This window comes from Belnapia rosea, assembly GCF_900101615.1.
Lineage (GTDB): Bacteria > Pseudomonadota > Alphaproteobacteria > Acetobacterales > Acetobacteraceae > Belnapia > Belnapia rosea.
This window is the reverse complement of record NZ_FMZX01000013.1, coordinates 24,551-45,970: the sequence shown is the minus strand read 5'-3', so window position 1 is coordinate 45,970 and position 21,420 is coordinate 24,551. Positions and strand designations below refer to the sequence as shown.

Annotated in this window: 19 protein-coding genes and 1 pseudogene; 5 read left to right on the top strand and 15 right to left on the bottom strand. The window is 71.1% G+C overall.

Annotated features, from left to right (window positions below; genetic code table 11):
* Positions 1-222 (top strand): annotated as a pseudogene (locus BLR02_RS29605) (hypothetical protein); the annotation flags it as partial.
* A 68-nt stretch (positions 223-290) separates the two neighbouring features.
* Here the strand turns inward: BLR02_RS29605 and BLR02_RS19000 are convergent.
* The 5 genes from BLR02_RS19000 to trxB form a co-directional block, all read right to left on the bottom strand.
* The gene (locus BLR02_RS19000) at positions 291-902 is read right to left on the bottom strand and encodes a nitroreductase family protein (RefSeq protein WP_218127994.1); all 612 of its coding nucleotides are present in this window, start codon (positions 900-902) and stop codon (positions 291-293) included.
* Positions 903-931: 29 nt separating this feature from the next.
* The gene (locus BLR02_RS18995) at positions 932-3,883 is read right to left on the bottom strand and encodes a caspase family protein (protein ID WP_090664269.1); all 2,952 of its coding nucleotides are present in this window, start codon (positions 3,881-3,883) and stop codon (positions 932-934) included.
* Positions 3,883-4,917 (bottom strand): SH3 domain-containing protein, encoded by a 1,035-nt coding sequence (locus tag BLR02_RS18990; protein ID WP_090568931.1) that lies wholly within the window; start codon positions 4,915-4,917, stop codon positions 3,883-3,885. The genes BLR02_RS18995 and BLR02_RS18990 overlap by 1 nt, the downstream gene beginning before the upstream one ends.
* 312 nt (positions 4,918-5,229) lie before the next feature.
* Positions 5,230-6,111 carry a LysR family transcriptional regulator gene (locus BLR02_RS18985; RefSeq protein ID WP_090569055.1) on the bottom strand — a complete coding sequence of 294 codons (882 nt, stop codon included), beginning with the start codon at positions 6,109-6,111 and terminating at the stop codon, positions 5,230-5,232.
* 7 nt (positions 6,112-6,118) lie between these two features.
* Positions 6,119-7,135 carry a thioredoxin-disulfide reductase gene (gene trxB, locus BLR02_RS18980; RefSeq protein WP_090664268.1) on the bottom strand — a complete coding sequence of 339 codons (1,017 nt, stop codon included), beginning with the start codon at positions 7,133-7,135 and terminating at the stop codon, positions 6,119-6,121.
* Positions 7,136-7,257: 122 nt separating this feature from the next.
* Here trxB and BLR02_RS18975 point away from each other — a divergent pair, with 122 nt between their 5' ends.
* Positions 7,258-7,737 carry an Lrp/AsnC family transcriptional regulator gene (locus tag BLR02_RS18975; RefSeq protein ID WP_090568937.1) on the top strand — a complete coding sequence of 160 codons (480 nt, stop codon included), beginning with the start codon at positions 7,258-7,260 and terminating at the stop codon, positions 7,735-7,737.
* Between the two features lie 108 nt (positions 7,738-7,845).
* On the opposite strand, the gene BLR02_RS18970 is transcribed toward BLR02_RS18975, so the two are convergent.
* The 7 genes from BLR02_RS18970 to carA all read right to left on the bottom strand — a co-directional run bounded on the left by BLR02_RS18970 (position 7,846) and on the right by carA (position 16,168).
* On the bottom strand, positions 7,846-9,057 hold the full coding sequence (locus BLR02_RS18970) for a threonine ammonia-lyase (RefSeq protein WP_090664267.1): 1,212 nt from the start codon (positions 9,055-9,057) through the stop codon (positions 7,846-7,848).
* Between the two features lie 109 nt (positions 9,058-9,166).
* Complete coding sequence (gene greA, locus BLR02_RS18965) at positions 9,167-9,640, bottom strand: transcription elongation factor GreA (RefSeq protein ID WP_090568944.1); 474 nt, start codon at positions 9,638-9,640, stop codon at positions 9,167-9,169.
* Positions 9,641-9,836: 196 nt separating this feature from the next.
* On the bottom strand, positions 9,837-13,082 hold the full coding sequence (carB, locus tag BLR02_RS18960) for a carbamoyl-phosphate synthase large subunit (RefSeq protein WP_090664266.1): 3,246 nt from the start codon (positions 13,080-13,082) through the stop codon (positions 9,837-9,839).
* Positions 13,083-13,113: 31 nt separating this feature from the next.
* Entirely contained in the window at positions 13,114-13,389 is a 276-nt protein-coding gene (locus BLR02_RS18955; RefSeq protein WP_090664265.1) for a hypothetical protein, read from the bottom strand.
* Positions 13,386-14,021 (bottom strand): LysE family translocator, encoded by a 636-nt coding sequence (locus BLR02_RS18950; RefSeq protein WP_090664264.1) that lies wholly within the window; start codon positions 14,019-14,021, stop codon positions 13,386-13,388. Before BLR02_RS18950 ends, BLR02_RS18955 begins: the two co-directional genes overlap by 4 nt.
* A 3-nt stretch (positions 14,022-14,024) precedes the next feature.
* On the bottom strand, positions 14,025-14,786 hold the full coding sequence (locus BLR02_RS18945) for an SDR family NAD(P)-dependent oxidoreductase (protein ID WP_245704852.1): 762 nt from the start codon (positions 14,784-14,786) through the stop codon (positions 14,025-14,027).
* Entirely contained in the window at positions 14,783-16,168 is a 1,386-nt protein-coding gene (gene carA / locus BLR02_RS18940; protein WP_090664263.1) for a glutamine-hydrolyzing carbamoyl-phosphate synthase small subunit, read from the bottom strand. The genes BLR02_RS18945 and carA overlap by 4 nt, the downstream gene beginning before the upstream one ends.
* Before the next feature lie 139 nt (positions 16,169-16,307).
* Here carA and BLR02_RS18935 point away from each other — a divergent pair, with 139 nt between their 5' ends.
* On the top strand, positions 16,308-16,772 hold the full coding sequence (locus tag BLR02_RS18935; protein ID WP_090664262.1) for a GatB/YqeY domain-containing protein: 465 nt from the start codon (positions 16,308-16,310) through the stop codon (positions 16,770-16,772).
* A gap of 34 nt (positions 16,773-16,806) precedes the next feature.
* Here BLR02_RS18935 and BLR02_RS18930 read toward each other — a convergent pair whose 3' ends face one another.
* Positions 16,807-17,526 carry a DUF1028 domain-containing protein gene (locus BLR02_RS18930; protein WP_090568964.1) on the bottom strand — a complete coding sequence of 240 codons (720 nt, stop codon included), beginning with the start codon at positions 17,524-17,526 and terminating at the stop codon, positions 16,807-16,809.
* 235 nt (positions 17,527-17,761) lie between these two features.
* On the opposite strand from BLR02_RS18930, the gene BLR02_RS18925 reads away from it, so the two are divergent.
* Together BLR02_RS18925 and BLR02_RS18920 are read left to right on the top strand one after the other, a co-directional pair.
* Positions 17,762-18,715 carry a Bug family tripartite tricarboxylate transporter substrate binding protein gene (locus tag BLR02_RS18925; protein ID WP_176849675.1) on the top strand — a complete coding sequence of 318 codons (954 nt, stop codon included), beginning with the start codon at positions 17,762-17,764 and terminating at the stop codon, positions 18,713-18,715.
* A gap of 5 nt (positions 18,716-18,720) precedes the next feature.
* Positions 18,721-19,548, top strand: a complete 828-nt coding sequence (locus tag BLR02_RS18920) for an NUDIX hydrolase (protein WP_090568971.1) — start codon at positions 18,721-18,723, stop codon at positions 19,546-19,548.
* A gap of 188 nt (positions 19,549-19,736) precedes the next feature.
* Here BLR02_RS18920 and BLR02_RS18915 read toward each other — a convergent pair whose 3' ends face one another.
* Positions 19,737-20,456: a haloacid dehalogenase type II gene (locus BLR02_RS18915; RefSeq protein ID WP_090664261.1), complete on the bottom strand. Its 720-nt coding sequence runs from the start codon at positions 20,454-20,456 to the stop codon at positions 19,737-19,739.
* The gene (locus BLR02_RS18910) at positions 20,456-21,331 is read right to left on the bottom strand and encodes an isocitrate lyase/PEP mutase family protein (protein ID WP_090664260.1); all 876 of its coding nucleotides are present in this window, start codon (positions 21,329-21,331) and stop codon (positions 20,456-20,458) included. Before BLR02_RS18910 ends, BLR02_RS18915 begins: the two co-directional genes overlap by 1 nt.
* Between the last annotated feature and the right edge of the window lie 89 nt (positions 21,332-21,420).

The window sequence follows — 21,420 nt, the reverse complement described above, 5'->3', positions numbered from 1 at the left end:
CCGAAGCGCGCGACCGCTGCCGCGACGCGGAAGCCCGCCGCCCGCAAAACCGCGGCGAAGCCGGCCGCGAAGCGGGCAGCGCCTGCGACCTCCGCCCGCTCCGAGGCGGCGAAGAAGGGCGCTGCGACACGCGCCGCCCGCAAGGCCGCCGCGATGAATTCCTCGACCCCGGCCCCGGCGCCTGCCGCTGCACCGGCCGAGGCCGAGACCCCGGCGACCTGAACAGGGCTCGTCGAAAGGGGAGGGCGCCGCTCCGCAAGGGGCGGCGCCCTCGTCGCGACGGAAACGCCTTACTGCCGCCAGCTGCCGAAGAAGGCCCAGTCGCCAATCGGCCGACGCTGCCGCGGCGCCACCTCGCGTGCCGCAAGCGCCCCATCCATGCCGCCCGGCAGCGCCTCCGCCGGCGCGACATGGCCGAGCGCGATAGCGGCGGCAGGCTCATATCCCTCCGGGATGCCGAAGGCCTCGCGCGCCTTCGCCGCGTCGAAGCCACCCATCTGATGGAGCTGCAGGCCGAGCGCTGCCGCCTGCAACGCCATCTGCGCCATCGCTGCGCCGGTGTCGTAGAAGGCATCGCGGTTCGGGTTGCCGTTCGCCGGGTTGGTCATGCGCGCCACGGCCAGCATCAGCACGCCTGCCTTGTCGGCCCAGGCCTGGTTGCCCGGCGCCAGCGTGCCGAGCAGCCTGGCGAAGGCCTCCGGCTCCGTATCGCGTCGCGCCAGGATGAGGTGCCAGGGCTGCTGGTTGCTGGAGCTGGCGGCCCAACGCGCGGCCTCCAGCAGGCTGTCGATCGCCGCCTGCGCCACGGGTGCGCCGGTGAAGCTGCGCGGGCTCCAGCGCCGCCGCAGCAGCGCCTCGATGGGGTGCTCGGCCGGCGCTTCGCGGTCGGGTGGCATGGTCATGCGGCGACTCCCTGAAGGATGGGAGGAGCCTACTTCGCCACCTGCGCCACCGGGAAGGAACGCAGGTCGCGCTGCGCGGTGCGGAACACCGCATCCTGCCGGTGCTGCCGCTCCCGCGCGAGCTGCGGCACGCGCCGCGTCACCCATTCGCCGAGGCCGAGCGCGCTGACCCGCCCCTCGGCATCCATCGCCGCCTTGCCCTGCAGCCCCTCCCGCAGCGCATAGGCGAAGACCCCGTTGCGGTCGTCATAACTGTCGAGCGCCTCCTGCACGCTGCCGCTGGCAGCGAGCAGGAAGCGCCCGGTCTCGTTCCCCAGCGCCGAGAGCTGCTCCATCGTCAGCTGCCCCGCATGGCAGGTGTCGAGCAGCAGCAGCGCATCCCGCGCGCGGATGCGCGCCAGCGCCGCGACCAGCGTGCCGTCGTCGATTCCCTGTGCCCGCAGCGCCGCCCAGCCGGAGGTGTCGCGCGTATCGGCGGGCAGGAAGAGGAAGCGGTTGTCCGGCTCCGTGCGGATGCCATGGCCGGCGATGTAGAGGATGAAGGTGTCGCCCGGCTCAGCCTCCTCGGCAGCGCGGGCGAGGGCGTCGAGCACGCCGCGCCGCGTCGCCTCCGCGTCGCGCAGCACCGTCACCCGTGTCTCGCGGAAGAGCGAGCCGGCGCCCGCGCGCAGCAGCCCCGCCACCATCTCAGCATCCGGCACCGCGAAACGGAGATCAAGCTCGGCATTGGCATAGTGGTTCACGCCGATCGCCAGCACGATCAGCCGCCCCGCATCCGGCGGCGGCTCGGCATCGCCCGGCCGGCGCAGGGCGAGCGCCGGCCCATCGGCGAAGAGGGTGCGGTCCTCGGCATAGAGGCGCGTGGCGATGCGGTTCGGCCCGGGGTCGAGCGGCACCTCCACCACGGTCTCGCCCGGCCTCGCCTCCGCGCGCGCGGCGATGCGGTCATTCACCAGCACATCCAGCGGGCCGAGGCCGAGGCCGCGATCCGTCGCCTGCAGCGCGAGGCGCAGCGCGCGTGCCCCCTCGGGCAGGGTCCGCGCATCCCAGGCCAGCGGCAGGCAATCCGCCTCGACCACGACACAGGCCGCGCCCGCCGCCAGCACCGGCAGCCGCCCGATGCGCGACCGCACCTCGCCAAGCTGTGCCAGCCGTTGCTGCGCCGGCGCCTGGTCCCCGGCGATGCGCCCATGCACCGCCTGCGGCGCATAGAGTGCGCGATAGGCCTGCTGGAAGGTCGCCCATTCGGTGCTCTGCGCCCGGCCGCGGTTGAGCAGCACGCCGACCAGCTCCTGCCCGCCATTGGCGGCATGGTCGAACAGCCCCTCCGGCGTCCAGAGCGCCCAGCGCCGCGTCTCCGCCTGGATGAAGAGCGCCGCCTGCTCCACCAGCGCGCCGCCCGCGAGCCGGTACCAGCGCAGCGTCCCGTCGCCCAGCGCGGCCACCGCCATGTCGCCGGCGACGGTAAGGCCCCAGACGGCACCCGGCACCGCCAGCGCATCCACCGGCCGCCCCGCGGCATCGAAGAGGCGCAGGTGGTTGTCGGTGCCGATCAGGAAGCCATCCTCGCGCGGCAGGATGGCGAGGCTCCGTGCATACTCGCCCTCGCCGAGCCGCAGCGGGACCTGCCCGAGCCGCGGCCGGTTGGAATTGCGCCAGTCGGCGATGGGCAGCCGCGCGCTCGCCGTTCGCGCCGGGAGGAAGCCGGATGCGTCGCCGCCCGCCTCCAGCCGCCCGTCCAGCGCGTCGAAGACGATTGGCGCCTCGCCCGGCCGCAGCGCCACGCGCAGCCGCGTGCCATCCTCGGTCGCCGCGAGGCTCGCCGCCGTCGCGCGGAAATCGGCACCCGGCGGCCGTGGCGGAAAGGCGAGCAGCCCCTCCGGCGTGATCCGCCCCCAGCCCGGATCCGCCGCCGCATAGGCGATGCCGCCACCCGGCAGCGCCAGCAGATGCGAGATGGCGTCCCGCGCGGCGGGAATGTCGGTCGAAGGGCCGAGGCCGAAATCCGTCCAGCGCCGCACCACGAATTCGCGCCGCGGCGCCGGCATGGGGGCCGCCGCCTCGCGCTGCACGGCAATGCCCCGCCCGGCCGCGCCACCGCCTGCCAGCCGCGCATAGCCGGCCGCATGGAGCTGCACGCCGCCCCGGCCGTCGGCGGCCCAGGTGACCGCCGGCATCCCCTCTCCGGCGAGCCCCGCGACATCGGGCAGCATAACGCTGCGCAGGTCGCCGGCCGCCAGCACCTCCACCCGCAGCCGGTCCTCGTAGCCGATGGCGAGCAGCCCGCCATCCGGCGACCAGGCAAGGCCGAAGGGCCGTGCCCCCGCCAGCGGCACCCGGTCGGCCAGCTTGCGTCCGCTTGCGTCGTAGAGGCGCACATGCCCATCCGCCGCGCTGCTGGCGAGCCGCCCTTCGCGGTCGAAACCCAGCATGCGCGCCGGCCCGCCATAGCCCGCATCCTCGAACAGCAGCTGCCCGTTCCGGGCGTCGAAGACGCGGATGCCCGCCCTCCCGCCGAGCGCCGCCGCCAGCCGCAGCCCATCCGCCGAGAAGGCCAGGTGCTGCACCGGCGCCGGCAGGCCGGAAAGCCGCGCCAGCAGGCGCCCGCTCGCCGCGTCATAGAGATAGAGGCAGAAGACGCCGTCCCAGGACTGGCCGGTGAAGCCCGCCGCCGCCACCCGCGCGCCATCCGGGCTCAGCGCGACGGCATAGAGCTCGCCATCCTCATTGGTGCCGACCGGCGGGCGGATGACACGGCGCTGGCTGCCCTCCGGCAGGGCCCAGAGCCGCAATGTCTTGTCGTCCGAGACGCTGGCCAGCATCTGCCCCGCCGCATCCACGGCCAGGCGCGCGACCGGCGCGGTATGCGCGCCGGCCTCGATGCGGAGGAAGGGCTGCTGCGGCGGCTCCGGCGGCGGCGCCTGGGCGGCCGCCGCGGCACCGAGGAGCAGGCCCGCGATCAGCAGCGCGCGGCGCAGCATCAGCCGGCGAGCTCGAAGCCCTCGCCCTGGGCGGCACGCTCGGCATTGGTCACGCTTTCCGAGAAATTGTCCCGCTTGGCGATGTTGGAGGCGGCGAGTTCCCGCACGCTGCCATCCCCGGCGGCGACTGCCGGTGCCGGGGCCGGTGCCGGTGCCGCTTGGCGCCGCATCGGGAAGCTGCCGGCCGGCGCATAGCCACGCAGCCCGCCATCGGTCTCGACCAGGGCGAAATTGCCCGGAGCCGGCTTCACCCGCACCGGCTCGTTCGCGGCGACCCGGCCGACCTCCGGCGCATTCGGCTCCGGCCGGATCCGCAGCGGCACCGGTGCGCGCGGCCGGGCCGGCGTCGGCGCAGCCACCGTGCGGGAGGCGACCTCGGTGCGGGTGCCGGGGGCGACGGCATCGATCGCCGTGTCGAATTCGGCGCCGCGCGTGCCGATCTGCTGGTTGATCCGCCGCGCGATGGCGATGTCTCCCTGCACCCGCGTCCGCAGGTCGGCCATCTGCAGCCGTCCGGCCTCGGCCGGCGTGCGTCCGCTGCGGACATCCTGCCTGATCGCCTCGGCCGCCATCAGGCGGCAGTCGATGAGCTGGTTGAAGGCGAGCTGCGTCCTGTCGAGTTGCGCATTCTCGCTGGCGAGGTCGCCGCCAATGGCGGCCGAGAGGCTCGCCTGGTCCTGCGCCTGCCGCTGCCGTGCGGCGAGGTAGCCGCCCGCCGCGCCGAGTGCGCCACCGGCGAGCACGCCCGCCCCGGCGCCGATGGCGATGTCGCGCGTGCGCCCGGTTGCCGCAGCGCCGATCAGCCCACCGAGGACACCACCCGAGACGGCGCCGATGGCCGCACCGCGGATGATGTCCTGGCCGTAGTAGTTGCCGGTCGAGTCGAGCGCCACGCGCTGCGACCGGCAGGCATCGGTACCGTCATCGGCGCCGATGCGCTCGGTCTGGCTGGTCGCGCAGCCGGCAAGCAGGGCGAGGGCGGTGAAGCCGGCGGTGAGGCGCCGAGATGGGCGCGGGCGCAAAGCGAGGTCCATGACCCGATCGTAACAGCATAGGAGCCTAGCAGCCAGCACAGCCGCCGGTTGCGGCGATCCTCACGCGCGCTTGTGTCGCCAGCGCGACTGATGAGCGGATCGCGATCGCTGTCCACGCCAAAAAGAAAGCCGCCGTCCCAGTGGGGCGGCGGCCAAGTCAAACAGGGAGGCTTCACGTCTGGGAGACGAAGGAGTTCAGGGAAAGTCCCCGAAACCCTCTCCGGCACAACCGCCGGATGCAGACAGCCTACGCCCGGCACTGCTGTGCAGCATTGGTGAAATCGGCCGGCACCCATGCGGCCTTTGCATGGGTCAGTGGGCAGCCAACTCCGCAACGAGGAAGTCGCGGAAGACGGAGACCCGCTTCGAGTGACGCATCTCCTCCGGATAGACGAAATAGGCGTCGAGCCGCGGCGCCTTCAGCTCTGGCAGCACCTGCAGCAGCCCGTCCAGCTCGGCGCCCATGTAGTCGGGCATGGCAGCGAGGCCGAGGCCGCTCTGCACCGCCCGCAGCATGCCGGTGAGGCTGTTCACCTCGACCGCGGCGCGGCGGGCGGAGCCGGGGCGGCGCCCCGCCTCGGCCAGCCAATTCACCTCGTCGATCGGCGGCCGATGCTCGCCCCAGCAGATGATGCGGTGGGCATCCAGCTCCTCGGCCCGCTCCGGAACGCCGGCGCCCTTGAGGTAGGAGGGCGCGCCGCAGACCCGCCAGCCGAAGCTCGCCAGGTGGCGCTGGATCAGGTCCGGCTGCCGCGGCGGATGCATGCGGATCGCCACATCCGCCTCGCGCATGGCAAGGTCGAGGTCGCTGTCATCCAGCAGCAGCGTCACGCTGACATCGGGGTAGAGCGCCAGGAAGCGCGAGAGGCGCGGGGCGAGCCAGGTGCTGCCGAATCCGGTGGTGCAGGTCACCTTCAGCCGGCCGGCCGGGCGCTCCCGGCTCTCGGTCAGCAGCGCCTCGGTCATCGCCAGCTTGGCGAAGACCTCGCGCACCGTCCGGTTCAGCGTCTCGCCCGGCTCGGTCAGGATCAGGCCTCGGGCATGGCGGTGGAAGAGGGGCACCGCGAGGGCCTCCTCCAGCGCCTGGATCTGCCGGGAGACGGCGGATTGGCTGAGATTCAGCGTCTCCCCCGCATGGGTGAAGGAGCCGGCCTCGGCCACTGCGTGGAAGACGCGCAGCTTGTCCCAGTCCAGCGGCATGTCAGGTCCAGGCTTCGATGGCGGGGGCGTCCTCGGGCAGGTGCGCCAGCCATTTCTCCGCCTCCAGCGCAGCCATGCAGCCGGTGCCGGCGGCGGTCACCGCCTGGCGGTAGATGCGGTCCTGCACATCCCCGGCGGCGAAGACGCCCGGGATGCTGGTGCGGGTACTGCCCGGCTCGGTCACGACATAGCCCTCCCCATCCATCCCGATCTGGCCGCGGAACAGCGCGGTCGCCGGGTCATGCCCGATGGCGACGAAGACGCCGTCCACCGCCAGCTCGCCCCGCTCGCCGGTCCGGGCATTCCGGGTGGCGATGGCACGGACGGCGCGGAAGCGGCCTCCCTCGGTACCGAGCACCTCTTCCACCACCGTATCCCACAAAAGGGTAACGTTGGATTTAGCAAATAGCCGTTCCTGCAGGATCCGCTCGGCCCGGAAGCTGTCCCTCCGGTGCACCACCGTCACATGGCTGGCGAGGTTCGAGAGGTAGAGCGCCTCCTCCACCGCCGTATTGCCGCCGCCGATCACGGCCACCGACTTGCCGCGGAAGAAGAAGCCGTCGCAGGTCGCGCAGGCCGAGACACCGAAGCCCGACAGCGTCTGCTCCCCGGGGATGCCGAGCCAGCGGGCCTGTGCCCCGGTCGCGATGACCAGCGAGTCGGCCAGATAGACATCGCCCGAATCCCCCTCGGCGCGAATCGGCCGGGCCTTGAGGTCGATGCGCGTCACGACATCCTGCAGGATGGCGGTGCCCATGGCCTCGGCCTGGGCCTTGAACTGGTCCATCAGCCAGGGGCCCTGGATCGGCTCGGCGAAGCCGGGATAATTCTCGACATCGGTGGTGATGGTCAGCTGCCCGCCTGGCTGCATCCCGGCGACGAGCAGGGGTTTCAGCCCCGCCCGCGCGGCATAGATGGCCGCGGTATAGCCGGCCGGGCCGGCCCCGAGGATCAGCAGGCGGGTGCGATGGGTATTGGACACAAGTCGGCTCCCGGCAATCGGTGCGAGGCTGTGCATATTTGGCGCCGCACCCGCTGTAACAAGCGAAAGCCGGACCGGCACTGGCGGATGCCTTGCGGCGCCGGCCCGCTGCAATGATATTGCGTCCAGCGCCCGCCACCGGCAATGAACATGAGGCCATGACCGTAGAGACCGACTCTTCCCTGGACGAGGTGGACCGCCAGATCCTGGCCGAGCTGCAGGCGGATGGCCGCATGACCAATGTGGAGCTGGCGCGCCGCGTCGGCCTCTCCGCCCCGCCCTGCCTCCGCCGGGTGCGCCGGCTGGAGGAGGACCGCATCATCCGCGGCTACCATGCCGATCTCGACCCAGTGGCCCTTGGCTACGAGATCACCTTCTTCGCCCTCGTCGGTCTCGAGAGCCAGAAGGAGGCGGTGCTGCAGTCCTTCGAGCGCATGGTGAAGGACTGGCCCGAGGTCCGCGAGTGCCACATGATCCGCGGCGGCGGCGACTTCCTGCTGCGCCTCGTCGCCCGCGACACCGCGCATGAGAATACGCTCACCGCCCGCATCACCGCCGCCGAGATGGTGGCACGGGTACAGACACTGCAGACCATCCGCACCTCGAAGGACGAGGCCGGGGTGCCGGTGGAGGCCTGACGCCCCGCCATCGTCCTGCGCTGCCGATCCCGGCCAGCGCCGTCAGGGCGGCCGCTGGCGGATGCCTCGATCGATGCCCGCCTCGCCAAGCCCCGTGCGGCGTGGGGCTCAGCCCCGCCGCACCACATAGGCCGCAGCCTCCAGCGCCGCGACGATCGCATCGCCCTGCACCGTGTCCCGGACCTCGATCATCAGCTCCAGCTCCGCGCTCTGCACCGAGGGCGCCGCGAAGAGCCGCTGGTGGCTCACCTCGATCACGTTCCCGCCGGCGGCGGCCACCCGCATGGCGATATCCGCCAGCACGCCCGGCCGGTCCGGGATGTCGAGATGCAACCGCAGGATCCGCCCGTCCCGCAGCAGGTTGCGGAGCAGCACATTAGCCAGGATCCGCGCATCGATATTCCCGCCGCAGAGGACGGTACCAACCCGGCGCCCGGTGAAGCGCGCCGGATGGGCCAGCATGGCCGCCACCCCCGCCGCACCGGCGCCCTCCGCCACCTGCTTGGCGCCCTCGGCCAGCAGCGCGATGGCCTGCTCCACCGCCCGCTCCGGCACCACCAGCACCTCGATGCCGAGGCGGCGGAGCTGCGCCAGCGGCAGCTCGCCCACATCCCGCACGGCGATGCCCTCGGCGATGGTCGGCCCGCCAACCGCGACCGGCCGCCCCGCCAGGCGCTGAGCCATGGCCGGATAACCCTCGACCTCGACGCCGAAGACCTCGATCTCCGGCCGCAGCTCGCGCACTGCGCCGGCGCAGCCCGCCAGCATCCCGCCGCCGCCGACCGGGAAGACCGCCGCCTCCAGCTCCGGCGCATCCTCGAGCATCTCGAGCGCCAGCGTGCCCTGGCCCGCAATCACGCCCGGATCGTCATAGGGATGGATGAAGGTGAGGCCCTCGTTCAGCGCGATCGCATGGGCATGCGCCGCCGCCTCGGCCAGCGTCTCGCCATGCAGCACGACGCGGGCGCCCCAGCTCTCGGTCCGCACCACCTTGGTGGCCGGGGTGAAGCGCGGCATCACGATCGTGGCCAGGATGCCGGCGAGGGAGGCGTGCCGCGCCACCGCCTGAGCGTGGTTGCCGGCCGACATGGCAATGACGCCTGCCGCCCGCTCGCGCGCCGTAAGCAGGGCGATGCGGTTGGCGGCACCGCGTTCCTTGAAGGCGCCGGTCGCCTGGAGATTGTCGAGCTTGAGGAAGACCCGTGCCCCGGTCGCGTGCGAGACGGCATCCGCCTCGATGGTCGGCGTGCGCCGGACCGCACCACGGATGCGCTCCGCCGCTGCCCGGACATCCGCCAGGCCGACCTGCTGCTGTGGCATGAGAAACCGCCTTGCCGCTACCAGCCGATCCTGCCGCACCCGCCGGATGGCGGGGCGCGCAGTATGCGGCGATCAGGCCCCAGGCCGCCATGCGCCCGGGGGAGGGAGGTCAGCGGAAGGCGACCGCCGTGATCTCATAAGCGCGGGCGCCGCCCGGGGCGGGCACCTCCACGCTGTCACCCACCTTCTTGCCGATCAGCGCCTTGGCCAGCGGCGAGGAGATGGAGATGGAATTCACCTTCATGTCGGCCTCATAGGCCCCGACGATCCGGTAGGTCTTCTTCTCCTCCGTCTCCTCGTCGACCACGGTGACGCGGGCGCCGAATTTCACCTGATCGCCCGAGAGCTTCGAGACATCGATCACCTCGGCCGCCGGGATGATCGTCTCGAGCTCGGCGATCCGGCCCTCGATGAAGGACTGCCGCTCGCGTGCCGCATGGTACTCGGCGTTCTCGGAAAGGTCGCCATGGGCCCGGGCTTCCGCGATAGCCCGGATCACCGCCGGCCGCTCCTCGGCCCGCAGGACTTTCAGCTCTTCTTCCAGCTTCGCCAGACCTTCCGCGGTCATGGGGAACTTCTGCACGGCTAGCCCTTCCCTTGAGCGTATCGAAGCGGAGTGTGCGCGGTCCGCCACCGCAAATGCGACCAAAAAAACCGATCCGCCCCGCTACCCTTGCGGTTGCGGCACGGGATGGCGAGAGCCAACACGGAGACCCGGCCTGCGGTTCCGGCCCTCCGGACGTATTGCCCGGAAGGCCCGCTGGAACCCGCGGCCGGGGTCAGAACGAACGATTAAAATAGGACTGCAGGGGGGCTACATCAAGGGTTCCCGCCCGCAGCGCCGCAATGGCATGCACGGCCGCCCGCGCGCCCGCCGCCGTCGTGTAATGCGGCACACCTTGCGTCAGGGCCGAGCGGCGGATGTCGAAGCTATCCGCCACGCTCTGCCCGCCGCCCGTGGTGTTGATGACGAGCTGGATGTCACCGGACTTGATCGCATCCACGCAATGCGGCCGGCCCTCCAGCACCTTGTTCACCACCTGGCAGGGCAGCCCGGCCTCGCGGATCCTCGCCGCGGTGCCCCGCGTCGCCATCACCGTGAAGCCCATATCGGTCAGCCGCCGCGCCAGCACCACGGCGGCCGCCTTGTCGCTCTCCTTTACCGACAGGAAGGCGGTGCCCACCCCCGGCAGCTTCACCCCGGCGCCGAGTTGCGCCTTGGCGAAGGCGCGCTCGAAGCTTGCATCCAGCCCCATCACCTCGCCGGTCGACTTCATCTCCGGCCCGAGGATCACATCGACATTCGGGAAGCGGTTGAAGGGGAAGACCGCCTCCTTCACCGCCACATGCCGGTTGATGGCGCTGTCATCCAGGTCGAACTCGCCGAGCCGCTTGCCGGCCATGACCAGCGCGCCGATCTTGGCCACCGGCACGCCCGTCGCCTTGGCGACGAAGGGCACGGTGCGCGAGGCGCGCGGATTGACCTCGAGCACGAAGATCTCCCCGTCCTTCACCGCATACTGGACATTCATCAGCCCCTTGACCTTGAGGGCCTTGGCCATCGCCTCCGTCTCCGCCTTCAGCTCGGTGACGATGGCGGGCGGCAGCGAGTAAGGCGGCAGCGAGCAGGCGCTGTCGCCGGAATGGATGCCTGCCTCCTCGATATGCTCCATCACGCCCGCGACATAGACGCGGCCGTCCTCATCGGCGATGCAGTCCACATCGACCTCGATGGCATCGGCGAGGTACTGGTCGATCAGGATCGGGTTCTCGCCCGAGACCTTCACCGCCTCCTGGCCGAAGCGCATGAGCTGCTCGCGGTTCCAGGCGATCTCCATCGCCCGCCCGCCGAGCACATAGCTCGGCCGCACCACCACGGGGTAGCCGATCCGCTCCGCCTCGATCGCCGCCTCGTCGAGCGTCCGCGCCGTGCCGTTCTGCGGCTGCCTCAGGCCGAGCCCCTTGAGCAGATGCTGGAAGCGCTCCCGGTCCTCGGCGATGTCGATCGCCTCCGCGCTGGTCCCGAGGATGGGGATGCCCGCCTTGTGCAGCGCCTGGCTGAGCTTCAGCGGCGTCTGCCCGCCATACTGCACGATGCAGCCGAGCAGCGTGCCCCGCTCCTGCTCCTTCCTCAGCAGGGAGAGCACGTCCTCCCCGGTCAGCGGCTCGAAATACAGGCGGTCGGAGGTGTCGTAGTCGGTCGAGACCGTCTCCGGGTTGCAGTTGACCATGATGGTCTCGAAGCCCGCTTCCTTCAGCGCGTAGCAGGCATGGACGCAGCAATAGTCGAACTCAATGCCCTGGCCGATGCGGTTCGGCCCGCCGCCGAGGATGACGATCTTCTGCCGCTCCGTCGGCCGGCTCTCGCATTCCGGCACGCCGAAACCGCCCTCATAGGTCGAGTACATATAAGGTGTGTCGGAGGCGAACTCCGCCGCACAGGTGTCGATCCGCTTGAACACGGGCGTCACGCCGAGCTTCAGCCGCAGCGCCTCGACCGCCGCCTCGCCCTGGCCGGTCAGCTTGCCGAGCTGCTTGTCGGAGAAGCCGAGCGCCTTCAGCTGCCGCAGCCCGGTGGCCGTCCGCGGCAGCCCCTCTGCCTTAACCCGGCGCTCGGCAGCGATGATCGTCTCGACCTCGCGCAGGAACCAGGGATCGAACTTGCTGGCCTCGGCGATCTCGGCCAGCGAGACGCCGGCCCGCATCGCCTGCGCGGCCATGACGATCCGGTCCGGCCGGGGCGTGGCGAGTGCGGCATGGAAGGCCTGGGCGCTGCCATCGCCGGGCGCGGCGATCTCGTCGAGCCCTGAAAGCCCTGTCTCCAGGCTCCGCAACCCCTTCTGCAGGGCCTCGGCGAAGCTGCGCCCGATCGCCATCGCCTCGCCGACCGACTTCATGCTGGTGGTCAGCGTCGCCGGCGTGCCGGGGAATTTCTCGAAGGTGAAGCGCGGAATCTTCACCACCACATAGTCGATCGTCGGCTCGAAGCTGGCCGGCGTCACCATGGTGATGTCGTTCTTGAGCTCGTCCAGCGTGTAGCCGACCGCGAGCTTGGCCGCGACCTTGGCGATCGGGAAGCCCGTCGCCTTCGAGGCCAGCGCGGAGGAGCGGCTGACGCGCGGGTTCATCTCGATCACCACCATGCGGCCATCGGCCGGGTTGATGCCGAACTGCACGTTGGAGCCGCCGGTATCGACGCCGATCTCGCGGAGGCAGGCGATGCTCGCATCGCGCATCCGCTGGTATTCCTTGTCGGTGAGCGTCAGCGCCGGGGCGATGGTCACGCTGTCGCCCGTATGCACGCCCATCGCGTCCAGGTTCTCGATGGAGCAGATGATGATGCAGTTGTCCGCGGTGTCGCGGACCACCTCCATCTCGTACTCCTTCCAGCCCAGCACGCTCTCCTCGACCAGCACCTCGTTGGTCATGGATGCGTCGAGGCCGGCGGCCACGATCTGCTCGAATTCCTCGCGGTTGTAGGCGATGCCGCCGCCGGTGCCGCCGAGGGTGAAGGAGGGCCGGATGACGCAGGGCAGCTTGACGAGGTCGAGCGCCGCCCGCGCCTCCTCCATCGTATGCGCGATGGCGCTGCGCGGGCTCTCGATGCCGATCTTGGTCATGGCGTCGCGGAATTTCAGCCGGTCCTCGGCCTTGTCGATGACCTCGGCCTTGGCGCCGATCAGTTCGCAGCCATACTTCGCCAGCACGCCGGCCTCGGCCAGCTTCAGGCTGGTGTTGAGCGCGGTCTGCCCGCCCATGGTCGGCAGCAGCGCATCCGGCCGCTCCTTGGCGATGATCTTCTCGACCATCTCCACCGTGATCGGCTCGATATAGGTGGCATCCGCCAGCCCGGGATCGGTCATGATCGTTGCCGGGTTGGAGTTCACCAGGATGACGCGATAGCCCTCCGCCCGCAGCGCCTTGCAGGCCTGGGCGCCCGAATAGTCGAACTCCGCCGCCTGGCCGATGACGATCGGCCCGGCGCCGAGGATGAGGATGGACTTGATGTCGGTGCGCTTCGGCATGGGAGGAATCCGGCGGAAAGGAGGAGGGGGATCAGAGGCCCGGGCCGCCGCGCTGCTCTTCCCGCCACGCGGCGAGCAGCAGCGCCGGCAGCAGCAGCAGGTGGCAGAGGATGATCAGGATGACGGCGGCGACCGGCTCCCCGGGCGCGGCGTACCAGGCGGAGAGGCTGTTGACGACGAGGCCGATGCCGACGGCCCGCCACGCCGCCTGACGCGCCGTGCCGACGCGCCGCAGCACCATGGCGAGCACGGCGAGGCTCAGCCCGGTCCAGGACAGGGCGGCCAGGGCGATGAGGAACAGCGTCATGCCCGATGGCCCTCCGTCGCCAGCTTCACCGCGATGAGCCCGAGCGCCGCGCCGAGCACCCAGCGCTGCACCGCCATCCAGCCCGGCCGCGTGCCGAGGAAGCGTGCCGTCCCCGCCGCGCCCCAGACCAGCACCGCGTCGAAGGCGGTGCAGATGGCGACCTGCACCGCGCCGAGTATCGCGGCCTGCAGGAAGGCATCGCCCCGTGCGGGGTCGATGAAGGGCGGCAGCACTGCCATGTAGAAGAGCGCCACCTTCGGATTGAGCGCCGCCGTGGCGAACCCCACCGCGAAGAGCCGTGCGGCGGGCTCCCGCGGCATCGGCCTCGGCGCGAAGACCGGCTGCCCGCCCGGCCGTACGCTCTGCCAGGCGAGAAAGAGCAGATAGGCCGCCCCGCCCAGCCGCAGCACGTCCCAGGCATAGGGGATGGCGAGCAGCGCCGCCGTGATCCCCGCTGCCGCGCAGAGCATGATGGCGAGCGACCCGACCTGGCAGCCGACCAGCGAGACCATGCCCGCCCCCGTCCCCTGCGCCAACGAGCGCGAGACGAGGTAGAGCATGTTCGGCCCCGGCGTCACCGCCAGGCCGAGCGAGAGCACCGCGAAAACCAGCAGGGTATCGGCGCCCGGCATGGCTTAGCCCTGCACCGAGAACCCGCCATCCACCGGAATCGCTACCCCGGTGATGAAGGAGCTCGCATCGCTGCCGAGGAAGGCCGCCAGCCCCTCGAAATCCTCGAGGCTGCCCCAGCGCCCCTTCGGCGTCCGCGCCAGGACGTTGTCGTTCAGCTGCGGCATGTCCTTGCGGGCCTTGCGGGTCAGGTCGGTATCAATCCAGCCCGGCAGCACGGCATTAACCGTGATCCCATCCGCCGCCCAGGCGACGGCGAGCGACTTGGTGAACTGCACCACGCCGCCCTTCGACGCCGCATAGGCGATATGGAAGGGCAGCCCGAAGATCGACAGCATGGAGCCATTGTTGATCACCCGCCCATGGCCGCCGGCCTTGAGGTGCGGATAGGCTGCCTTGGAGGCGAGGTAGGCGCTGGTCAGGTTGGTGTCGATCACCGCATGCCAGTCGGCCTCGGCATAGACCTCCGGCCGGTTGCGGATATTGGTCCCGGCATTGTTGACCAGGATGTCGATGCCGCCGAAGCGCTCCGCCGTGGCCTTCACCATGGCCTCGATGCTGGCGGCATCCGTCACATCGACGATGACCGCATCCGCCTCGGCGCCGAGCGCCTTCAGCTCGGCGACGGCGGCGGCGTTCTTCTCGGCATTCCGCCCGGCCACCATGACGCTGGCACCGGCCTTGGCGAGCCCCCGCGCGAAGCCCAGCCCGATGCCCCCATTCCCGCCGGTGACCAGCCCGACACGTCCCTTGAGGTCAAACATCATGCCCCTCCCGCCTTGTTCTTCTCGATCAGCTCGACGAAGCGATGGAACAGGTGGTGGCTGTCCGTCGGCCCCGGCGAGGCTTCGGGATGGTACTGCACCGAGAAGGCCGGCCTGTCCGTCGCCATCAGACCCTCGTTCGAATTGTCGAAGAGCGAGACATGCGTGACCTTCACCCCCTCGGGCAGGCTCTTGTCGTCCACCGCGAAGCCATGGTTCTGGCTGGTGATCTCGACCCGGCCCGTGGCCAGGTCCTTCACGGGCTGATTGGCGCCGCGATGGCCGCGATCCAGCTTGTAGGTCTTGCCGCCGAGCGCGAGGCCCAGCAGCTGATGCCCGAGGCAGATGCCGAAGACCGGCACCCGCCGCTCCAGCACCCCCTGGATCGCCAGCACGGCATACTCGCCCGTCGCCGCCGGGTCGCCCGGGCCGTTGGACAGGAAGACGCCGTCCGGCCCGTGCCGCAGGATCTCCTCCGCCGTCGCCGTCGCCGGCACCACCGTCACGTCGAGCCCGGCGGAGGCGAGGCAGCGGAGGATGTTCCGCTTCGCCCCGTAATCAACAGCCACCACCTTGTGCCGCGGCGCCGTCTGCTTGCCGAAGCCCCCCGGCCAGGCCCAGGTCGTCTCGTCCCAGTGATAGGACTGCCGGCAGGAGACCTCGCGCGCCAGGTCCATCCCCTCGAGCCCCGGCCAGGCCGAGGCCTGCGCCTGGAGCGCGGCGAGGTCGAACCGCCCATCGGCCGGGAAGCAGAGCACCCCGTTCGGCGCGCCGCCATCGCGGATGCGGATGGTCAGCGCCCGCGTATCGATGCCCGCGATCCCCGGAATGCCGAAGGATTTCAGCCAGTCGTCGAGATGCCGCGTCGCCCGGTAGTTGGCTGGCTCGGTCAGGTCCTGCTTGACGACCAGGCCCCGCGCCGCCGGCGTCACCGCCTCGATATCCTCGGGGTTGGCGCCGACATTGCCGATATGCGGGAAGGTGAAGGTGATGATCTGCCCGGCATAGGAGGGGTCGGTCAGCGTCTCCTGGTACCCCGTCATGCCGGTGTTGAAGCAGATCTCGGCCACGGGCGCGGCGCCCGGCGCCGTCGTCGCCCCGAAGCCGCGCCCCCAGAAGACGCTGCCATCGGCCAGCACCAGGCAGGCGGTCGCGCCCTCGGGAGGTGTCTCGGTCTCGGGCATGGCTGTCTCCGCGCGGGATTCGGGGGGGGCGGGCATGTCGGCGAGGGCGAGGCCGGTGGCGGCGAGGATCGCCGGCCAATGGCGCGGCGGAATGGCCCGGGCCTGGCGCCATTTGCGCAAGGCCTCGGTCCCGATGCCGCAGCGCGCCGCGGCGGCCTCCGGACCGCCAAGCTGGATGATGATCTCTTCGACGGTCCGCATGGGGGCAGAATGTGGGAAAATATTTCCCATTTCAAGCCATGGAAACGATCTGGGAAAAAACTTCCCATTCCCGCTTTTCCCGTGCCGCATGCTACAGCGCCCAGTCTTTCCCGTCCCCCCCCATTCCAGGAGACCAGCCATGGCCGAGGACCTGCGTAGCCGCTTCACCGAGGCCTTGAAGGCCTCCATGCTAGCCAAGGACACCGCCCGCACCTCCACCCTGCGCATGATCATGGCCAAGCTGAAGGATGTGGACATCGCCGCCCGTCCCACCGGCGTGGACCGTGTCCCTGACGAGCAGATCACCGCCATGCTCCGCGGCATGGCCAAGAGCCGGCGCGAGAGCGTCGAGCTCTACCGCCAGGGCAACCGCCCCGAACTCGCCGAGAAGGAGGAGGCAGAGATCGCGGTGATCGAGGGCTTCCTGCCCCAGCAGATGGACGAGGCCGCCATGCAGGCCGCCGTCGCCGCCGCCGTGGCCGAGACCGGTGCCACCGGCATCAAGGAGATGGGCAAGGTCATGGCGGTGCTGCGCGCGAAGCACGCCGCCAGCCTCGACATGGCCAAGGCCGGCCCGCTGGTGAAGGCCGCGCTGGGCGGCTGAGGCCCAGGCCGGGGGAGGGGGCTTCGCCCCTCTCTCAGCGGCGGAAGCGCAGGCTGGAGCCCCGCCGCCGCCAGCCCGCCTCGATCGCGTCGAGATCGATCCAGCCGGAAGGATTCGCCCGGCGCGGCTGGTCGCGCAGCCCCGGCTCCCGCTCCCGGCGCCAGATGCCGAGCAACCGCCCCAGCTCCTGGACCGGGTCCGGATGGTCATCGACGCGGAGGTTGATGTCGGGGAAGTCCTCCGTCGTCGTCAGCAGCAGGGCGGCGGATTGCCGCCCCCGCCGGTCGCCGCCAGCCGCATCCCCTGCCTCGAGCGCCGCCACCAGGCGCTCCGCCAGCGGCAGGTCGTCCTTGGTGACGAAGGCCGCGACGGTATCGGCCAGCACCGCCTCCCCGGCCAGCATGTTGCCGGCCACCGAGAAGCCCTGGCCCGGGCGGTCACCGCACCACTCCACGCAATTCTGCCCGGTCCAGGCCGCGCTCCGCCCATGCCGGTCCACCGCATGCAGCTGCCGGATGCCGCGCCCCTCATCCCCTGCCAGCGCGCTCTCGATCGCTGCGGCCGGCGACAGGCCACGCTGCATCCCGTCCAGCACGGCCGGGCCGAGATAGCGGTTGGTCATCGACTGGGTGGATACCGCCCCGACACCGGAGCGCACGAAGGGGCAGCTTGCGCCGACCGCGAAGGCGCAGGTCGTGACCGCGACGGCGAAGGCGCCGGTGGCCGGATCATGTGCGACGATTGACCAGGTCATGCGGCCTCCTCTGTCCAGGTGTGATGGTGCAACATATGCATCGGCACCGACTACGCCAGTGGTTGCGTTCTCCGCTGGTTACGTTCCCGGTGGGACGTGGCCCTTTCGCCTCAGCCGGGCACCAGGCCGGCGGTTGCCTTGGTGAAGCCCCGGCGGCACCCTGGCCGCAACACCATACCGGGAGGTTGCCATCATGCCGCAAGCGTTACATGCGATCGCGCGTCGAACACTGCTGATGGCCCTTGCCACCCCGGCCCTTGCCCGGGCCCAGGCGCCGGCCTGGCCGGACCGCCCCGTGCGCCTCGTCGTCCCCTTCGGCGCCGGCGGCGCGATCGACACGCTCTCCCGTACTGTCGCCAATGCCTTCCCGCCGCTCGCCAATGGCCAGACGCTGGTGGTCGAGAACCGGGGCGGGGCGGGCGGCACCATCGCCGGCGCCGTCGTCGCCCAGGCGCGGCCCGATGGCGCCACGCTGATGATGGCCGATCTCGGCGCCAATGCCATCGCGCGGGACCTGCAGCCGAGCCTCAGCTACGACCCGATGCGGGCCTTCACCCCGATCTGCCACCTCGTCAACCTGCCCCTGGTGCTGGTGGTCCCCGCCGCCTCGCCGGCACGGGACCTGGCCGGCCTGCTCGACCTCGCCCGCCAGCGGCGGGATCTGGTCTATGCCCATCCCGGCATCGGCTATGTCGGCCATCTGGCGCAGGAGCTGCTGCTGCGCCGCACCGGCGTGACGATGACGCCCGTGCCCTATCGCAGCGGCGCCGAGGTGGTGCGCAGCATCATCGCCGACGAGACGGGCAGCGCCATCATCACCGTCTCCACCACGCTGCCCTTCATCCGCGAGGGCAAGGTGCGGGCGCTGGCCGTCGCCGCCCGCGAGCGCGTCCCGCTGCTGCCGGATGTCCCGACCATTGCCGAGGCCGGCGGTCCGGCGCTCGCCGGCTTCGAGGCCACGGTCTGGCACGGCGTCCTGGGCCCGGCCGGCCTGCCGGAGCCCCTGGTCGAGGCCGCCAACCGGGTCTTCAATGCGGCGATGCGGCAGCCGGATGTGGCGCGGGTGGTCGAGCAGACCCAGGCTGGCCAGATCGTCGGCGGCACCCCCGCGCAATTCGCCAACTTCATCCAGGCCGAGCATGCCCGCTGGGCGCCGCTCATCCAGTCCGCCGGCATCCGAACGGAGTAGCCCCCTTGTCCGAGGCCCAGACCACCGCCCCCTCGCCGGTCCCCCCGCGCCCCGCCGCCACCGTCCTGCTGCTGCGCGACGGTGCGGCGGGCCCCGAGATCTTCATGGTCGTCCGCCACCGCGAGATCGAATTCGCCGCCGGTGCCCTGGTCTTCCCCGGTGGCAGGGTGGAGCAGGCCGATGCCGAGCTTGCCACCATCCTCGGCAGCACCGACCCGCTCGCCGCCTTCCGCGTCGCCGCCATCCGCGAGGCCTTCGAGGAAAGCGGCCTCCTCCTCGCCCGCACCGAGGGCGGCACCGCGCTCGACCCCGCCCAGGGCGCCGCCTTCGTGGCAGCGCATCGGGATGCGCTCAATGCCGGCAGCCGCGGCTTCGCCGCCATGCTGCAGGCCGAAGGGCTGCGCCCGGACATCGACAGCCTTGTCCCCTTCGCCCATTGGGTGACGCCGGCCGATCTTTCCAAGCGGTTCGACACCCATTTCTTCCTAGCCCCCGCCCCGAGCGGGCATGACGCCGTGCATGACGGGCATGAGGCGGTGGACAGCATCTGGATCACCCCCGCCCAGGCCCTGGCGGAGGCGGAGGCCGGCGAGCGCACGCTGCTCTTCCCCACCCGCCTCAACCTCCTCCGCCTCGCCGGGGCGGAGAGTCTGGGCGACGCCATGTCCCGCGCCGCCGCCCGCCCCGTGGTCACGGTGCAGCCGGTGATGGAGATCGATGCCGAGGGCCGGAAGATGCTCCGCATCCCCGTCGAGGCCGGCTATGGCGGCCCGCTCTTCCCCGCCGGCATCCGCGCCATGGTGCCGCAGGTTCGGAAGGCGGGGACGCCATAGCCCCGGCCTTGCGTTCCGGCTCCGGAAAGATACAGGATGTTCGTCCTATAGCGCCGGAGCCAACCCATCCGCGAACCTGCCCGAACCGCCACCTCGAGCCTGCCCCAGGCCCTCGCCGGCGCATTTGTCCGAAAGCTGCAGCGCCGGTGGGGAGCCGCCGCCTGGGCAGCGGCCCCTTGCCAGGACGCCTAGACGCCCAGCCGGTGAGCCAGGTCCTGGAAGTCGCGCGCCACCACGTCCCAGGCCTCGGAGGGCTCGAGGTCACTGCTCTGCCCCGGCCCATGCTCCGTCCGCCGCGGCACGAAGGCGGTGGCGAGACCTGCCGCGCGCGCCGCCTTCAGGTCGCCGTTATGCGCGGCGACCAGGCACAGCTCGGCCGGGCGGATGCCGAGCACCTCGGCCGTCCGCAGATAGGCCTGCGGGTCCGGCTTGTAGGCCTGCGCCACCTCGGCGCCGAGGATCGCGTCCCAGGGGATGCCGGCACGCTTCGCCATGTTGGTCATCAGCGCGATATTGCCGTTGGAGAGCGGCGCGATGATGAAGCGGCGCTTCAGCCGGGTGAGCCCCGCCACCGCCTCCGGCCAGGGGTCCAGCCGGTGCCAGGCGCGGTTGAGCTCGTCGAGCGCCGCCTCGCCGACCCCGGCCGGATCGATGTCATGCGCCCGCAGCACCTGCTCCAGGTTCTCGCGGTGCAGCAGGTCGAGCCGGGTGAAGCCCCGCCTGCCGCTGCGGATCTCCTCCATCGCCGGCTGGTAGCGCGCCCGCCAGGCATCGGCGAAGCCATGCGCGTCGATATCGTTGCGCCCGATGCGGGCCAGGAAGGGCCCCGCCTCCCGTGCGACGCCCTCGCGCCAGTCGACGACCGTGCCGAAGACATCGAAGACCAGCGCCTTGACCTGCTCGAACATCACTTCCCCTCCGGTTGGGCCCATTTGCGGTCGAACTCCCACACCTCTGGGAAGCCCATCAGCTCGCAGATGCGGCCGAAGCCATAGCTGTCCGAGGCGGGAAGGGCATTGCTGTCGCCCTGCTCCTTGAGGTGGCCATAGACCCGCTCCAGTGCCGCCGCGACGGCCAGGAAGCCGACGGCGGGGTAGATCGCCATCGCATAGCCGATCTCGGCGAGGCGCCGGGCGGGGAGGATCGGCGTCCGCCCGCCCTCGACCATGTTGGCCAGCAGCGGCTTGCGGATGGCCTTGCCGATCGCCTGCATCTCCGCCTCGGTCTCCGGGCTCTCGATGAAGATCACATCGGCCCCGGCATCGGCATAGAGCTGCCCGCGCCGGATCGCCTCCTCGAGGCCGAGCGTCGTTCGCGCATCCGTCCGCGCGACGATCAGCATGTTCGGGTCCCGCCGCGCCTCGGCCGCGACCTTGATCTTGAGCACCATCTCCTCGGCGGGGATGACGCGGCGGCCTGGCGTGTGGCCGCACTTCTTCGGCATCTCCTGGTCCTCCAGCTGGATGCCGGTGACGCCCGCCGCCTCGTAGCCCATCACCGTATGGCGGACGTTGAGCAGGCCGCCATAGCCGGTATCGGCGTCCGCCACGACCGGCGTGCGGCAGCCGCGGGCGAAGGCGCCGACGCGCCCGACCATGTCGGTATAGGTGGCGATGCCCGCATCGGCGACGCCGAGATGGCTGGCGACGGTGCCGAAGCCGGTGGCGTAGAGGCTGGTGAAGCCCATGCCATCCGCAACCCTGGCCGAGATCATGTCGAAGATGCCGGGGGCGACGACGAAGCGCCCCGCCTCGAAGGCGGCTTTCAGGCTGGGATGGGCCATGCTGGCGATGCTCCTCCTGGAGGTTGTGGGCGCCGCGCTTCCATCGCCGTGTCGCTTGGTGCAGGCTGGCGCCAGAACAGGGAGGAGCA

What these genes read in the sequence shown, in the direction of transcription:
- BLR02_RS19000 (WP_218127994.1), bottom strand. Translation starts at nt 902, where the DNA reads ATGACCATGCCACCCGACCGCGAAGCGCCGGCCGAGCACCCCATCGAG.
- BLR02_RS18995 (WP_090664269.1), bottom strand. Translation starts at nt 3,883, where the DNA reads ATGCTGCGCCGCGCGCTGCTGATCGCGGGCCTGCTCCTCGGTGCCGCG.
- BLR02_RS18990 (WP_090568931.1), bottom strand. Translation starts at nt 4,917, where the DNA reads ATGGACCTCGCTTTGCGCCCGCGCCCATCTCGGCGCCTCACCGCCGGC.
- trxB (WP_090664268.1), bottom strand. Translation starts at nt 7,135, where the DNA reads ATGCACAGCCTCGCACCGATTGCCGGGAGCCGACTTGTGTCCAATACC.
- BLR02_RS18975 (WP_090568937.1), top strand. Translation starts at nt 7,258, where the DNA reads ATGACCGTAGAGACCGACTCTTCCCTGGACGAGGTGGACCGCCAGATC.
- BLR02_RS18970 (WP_090664267.1), bottom strand. Translation starts at nt 9,057, where the DNA reads ATGCCACAGCAGCAGGTCGGCCTGGCGGATGTCCGGGCAGCGGCGGAG.
- carB (WP_090664266.1), bottom strand. Translation starts at nt 13,082, where the DNA reads ATGCCGAAGCGCACCGACATCAAGTCCATCCTCATCCTCGGCGCCGGG.
- BLR02_RS18955 (WP_090664265.1), bottom strand. Translation starts at nt 13,389, where the DNA reads ATGACGCTGTTCCTCATCGCCCTGGCCGCCCTGTCCTGGACCGGGCTG.
- BLR02_RS18950 (WP_090664264.1), bottom strand. Translation starts at nt 14,021, where the DNA reads ATGCCGGGCGCCGATACCCTGCTGGTTTTCGCGGTGCTCTCGCTCGGC.
- BLR02_RS18945 (WP_245704852.1), bottom strand. Translation starts at nt 14,786, where the DNA reads ATGATGTTTGACCTCAAGGGACGTGTCGGGCTGGTCACCGGCGGGAAT.
- carA (WP_090664263.1), bottom strand. Translation starts at nt 16,168, where the DNA reads ATGCGGACCGTCGAAGAGATCATCATCCAGCTTGGCGGTCCGGAGGCC.
- BLR02_RS18935 (WP_090664262.1), top strand. Translation starts at nt 16,308, where the DNA reads ATGGCCGAGGACCTGCGTAGCCGCTTCACCGAGGCCTTGAAGGCCTCC.
- BLR02_RS18930 (WP_090568964.1), bottom strand. Translation starts at nt 17,526, where the DNA reads ATGACCTGGTCAATCGTCGCACATGATCCGGCCACCGGCGCCTTCGCC.
- BLR02_RS18925 (WP_176849675.1), top strand. Translation starts at nt 17,762, where the DNA reads ATGGCCCTTGCCACCCCGGCCCTTGCCCGGGCCCAGGCGCCGGCCTGG.
- BLR02_RS18915 (WP_090664261.1), bottom strand. Translation starts at nt 20,456, where the DNA reads ATGTTCGAGCAGGTCAAGGCGCTGGTCTTCGATGTCTTCGGCACGGTC.
- BLR02_RS18910 (WP_090664260.1), bottom strand. Translation starts at nt 21,331, where the DNA reads ATGGCCCATCCCAGCCTGAAAGCCGCCTTCGAGGCGGGGCGCTTCGTC.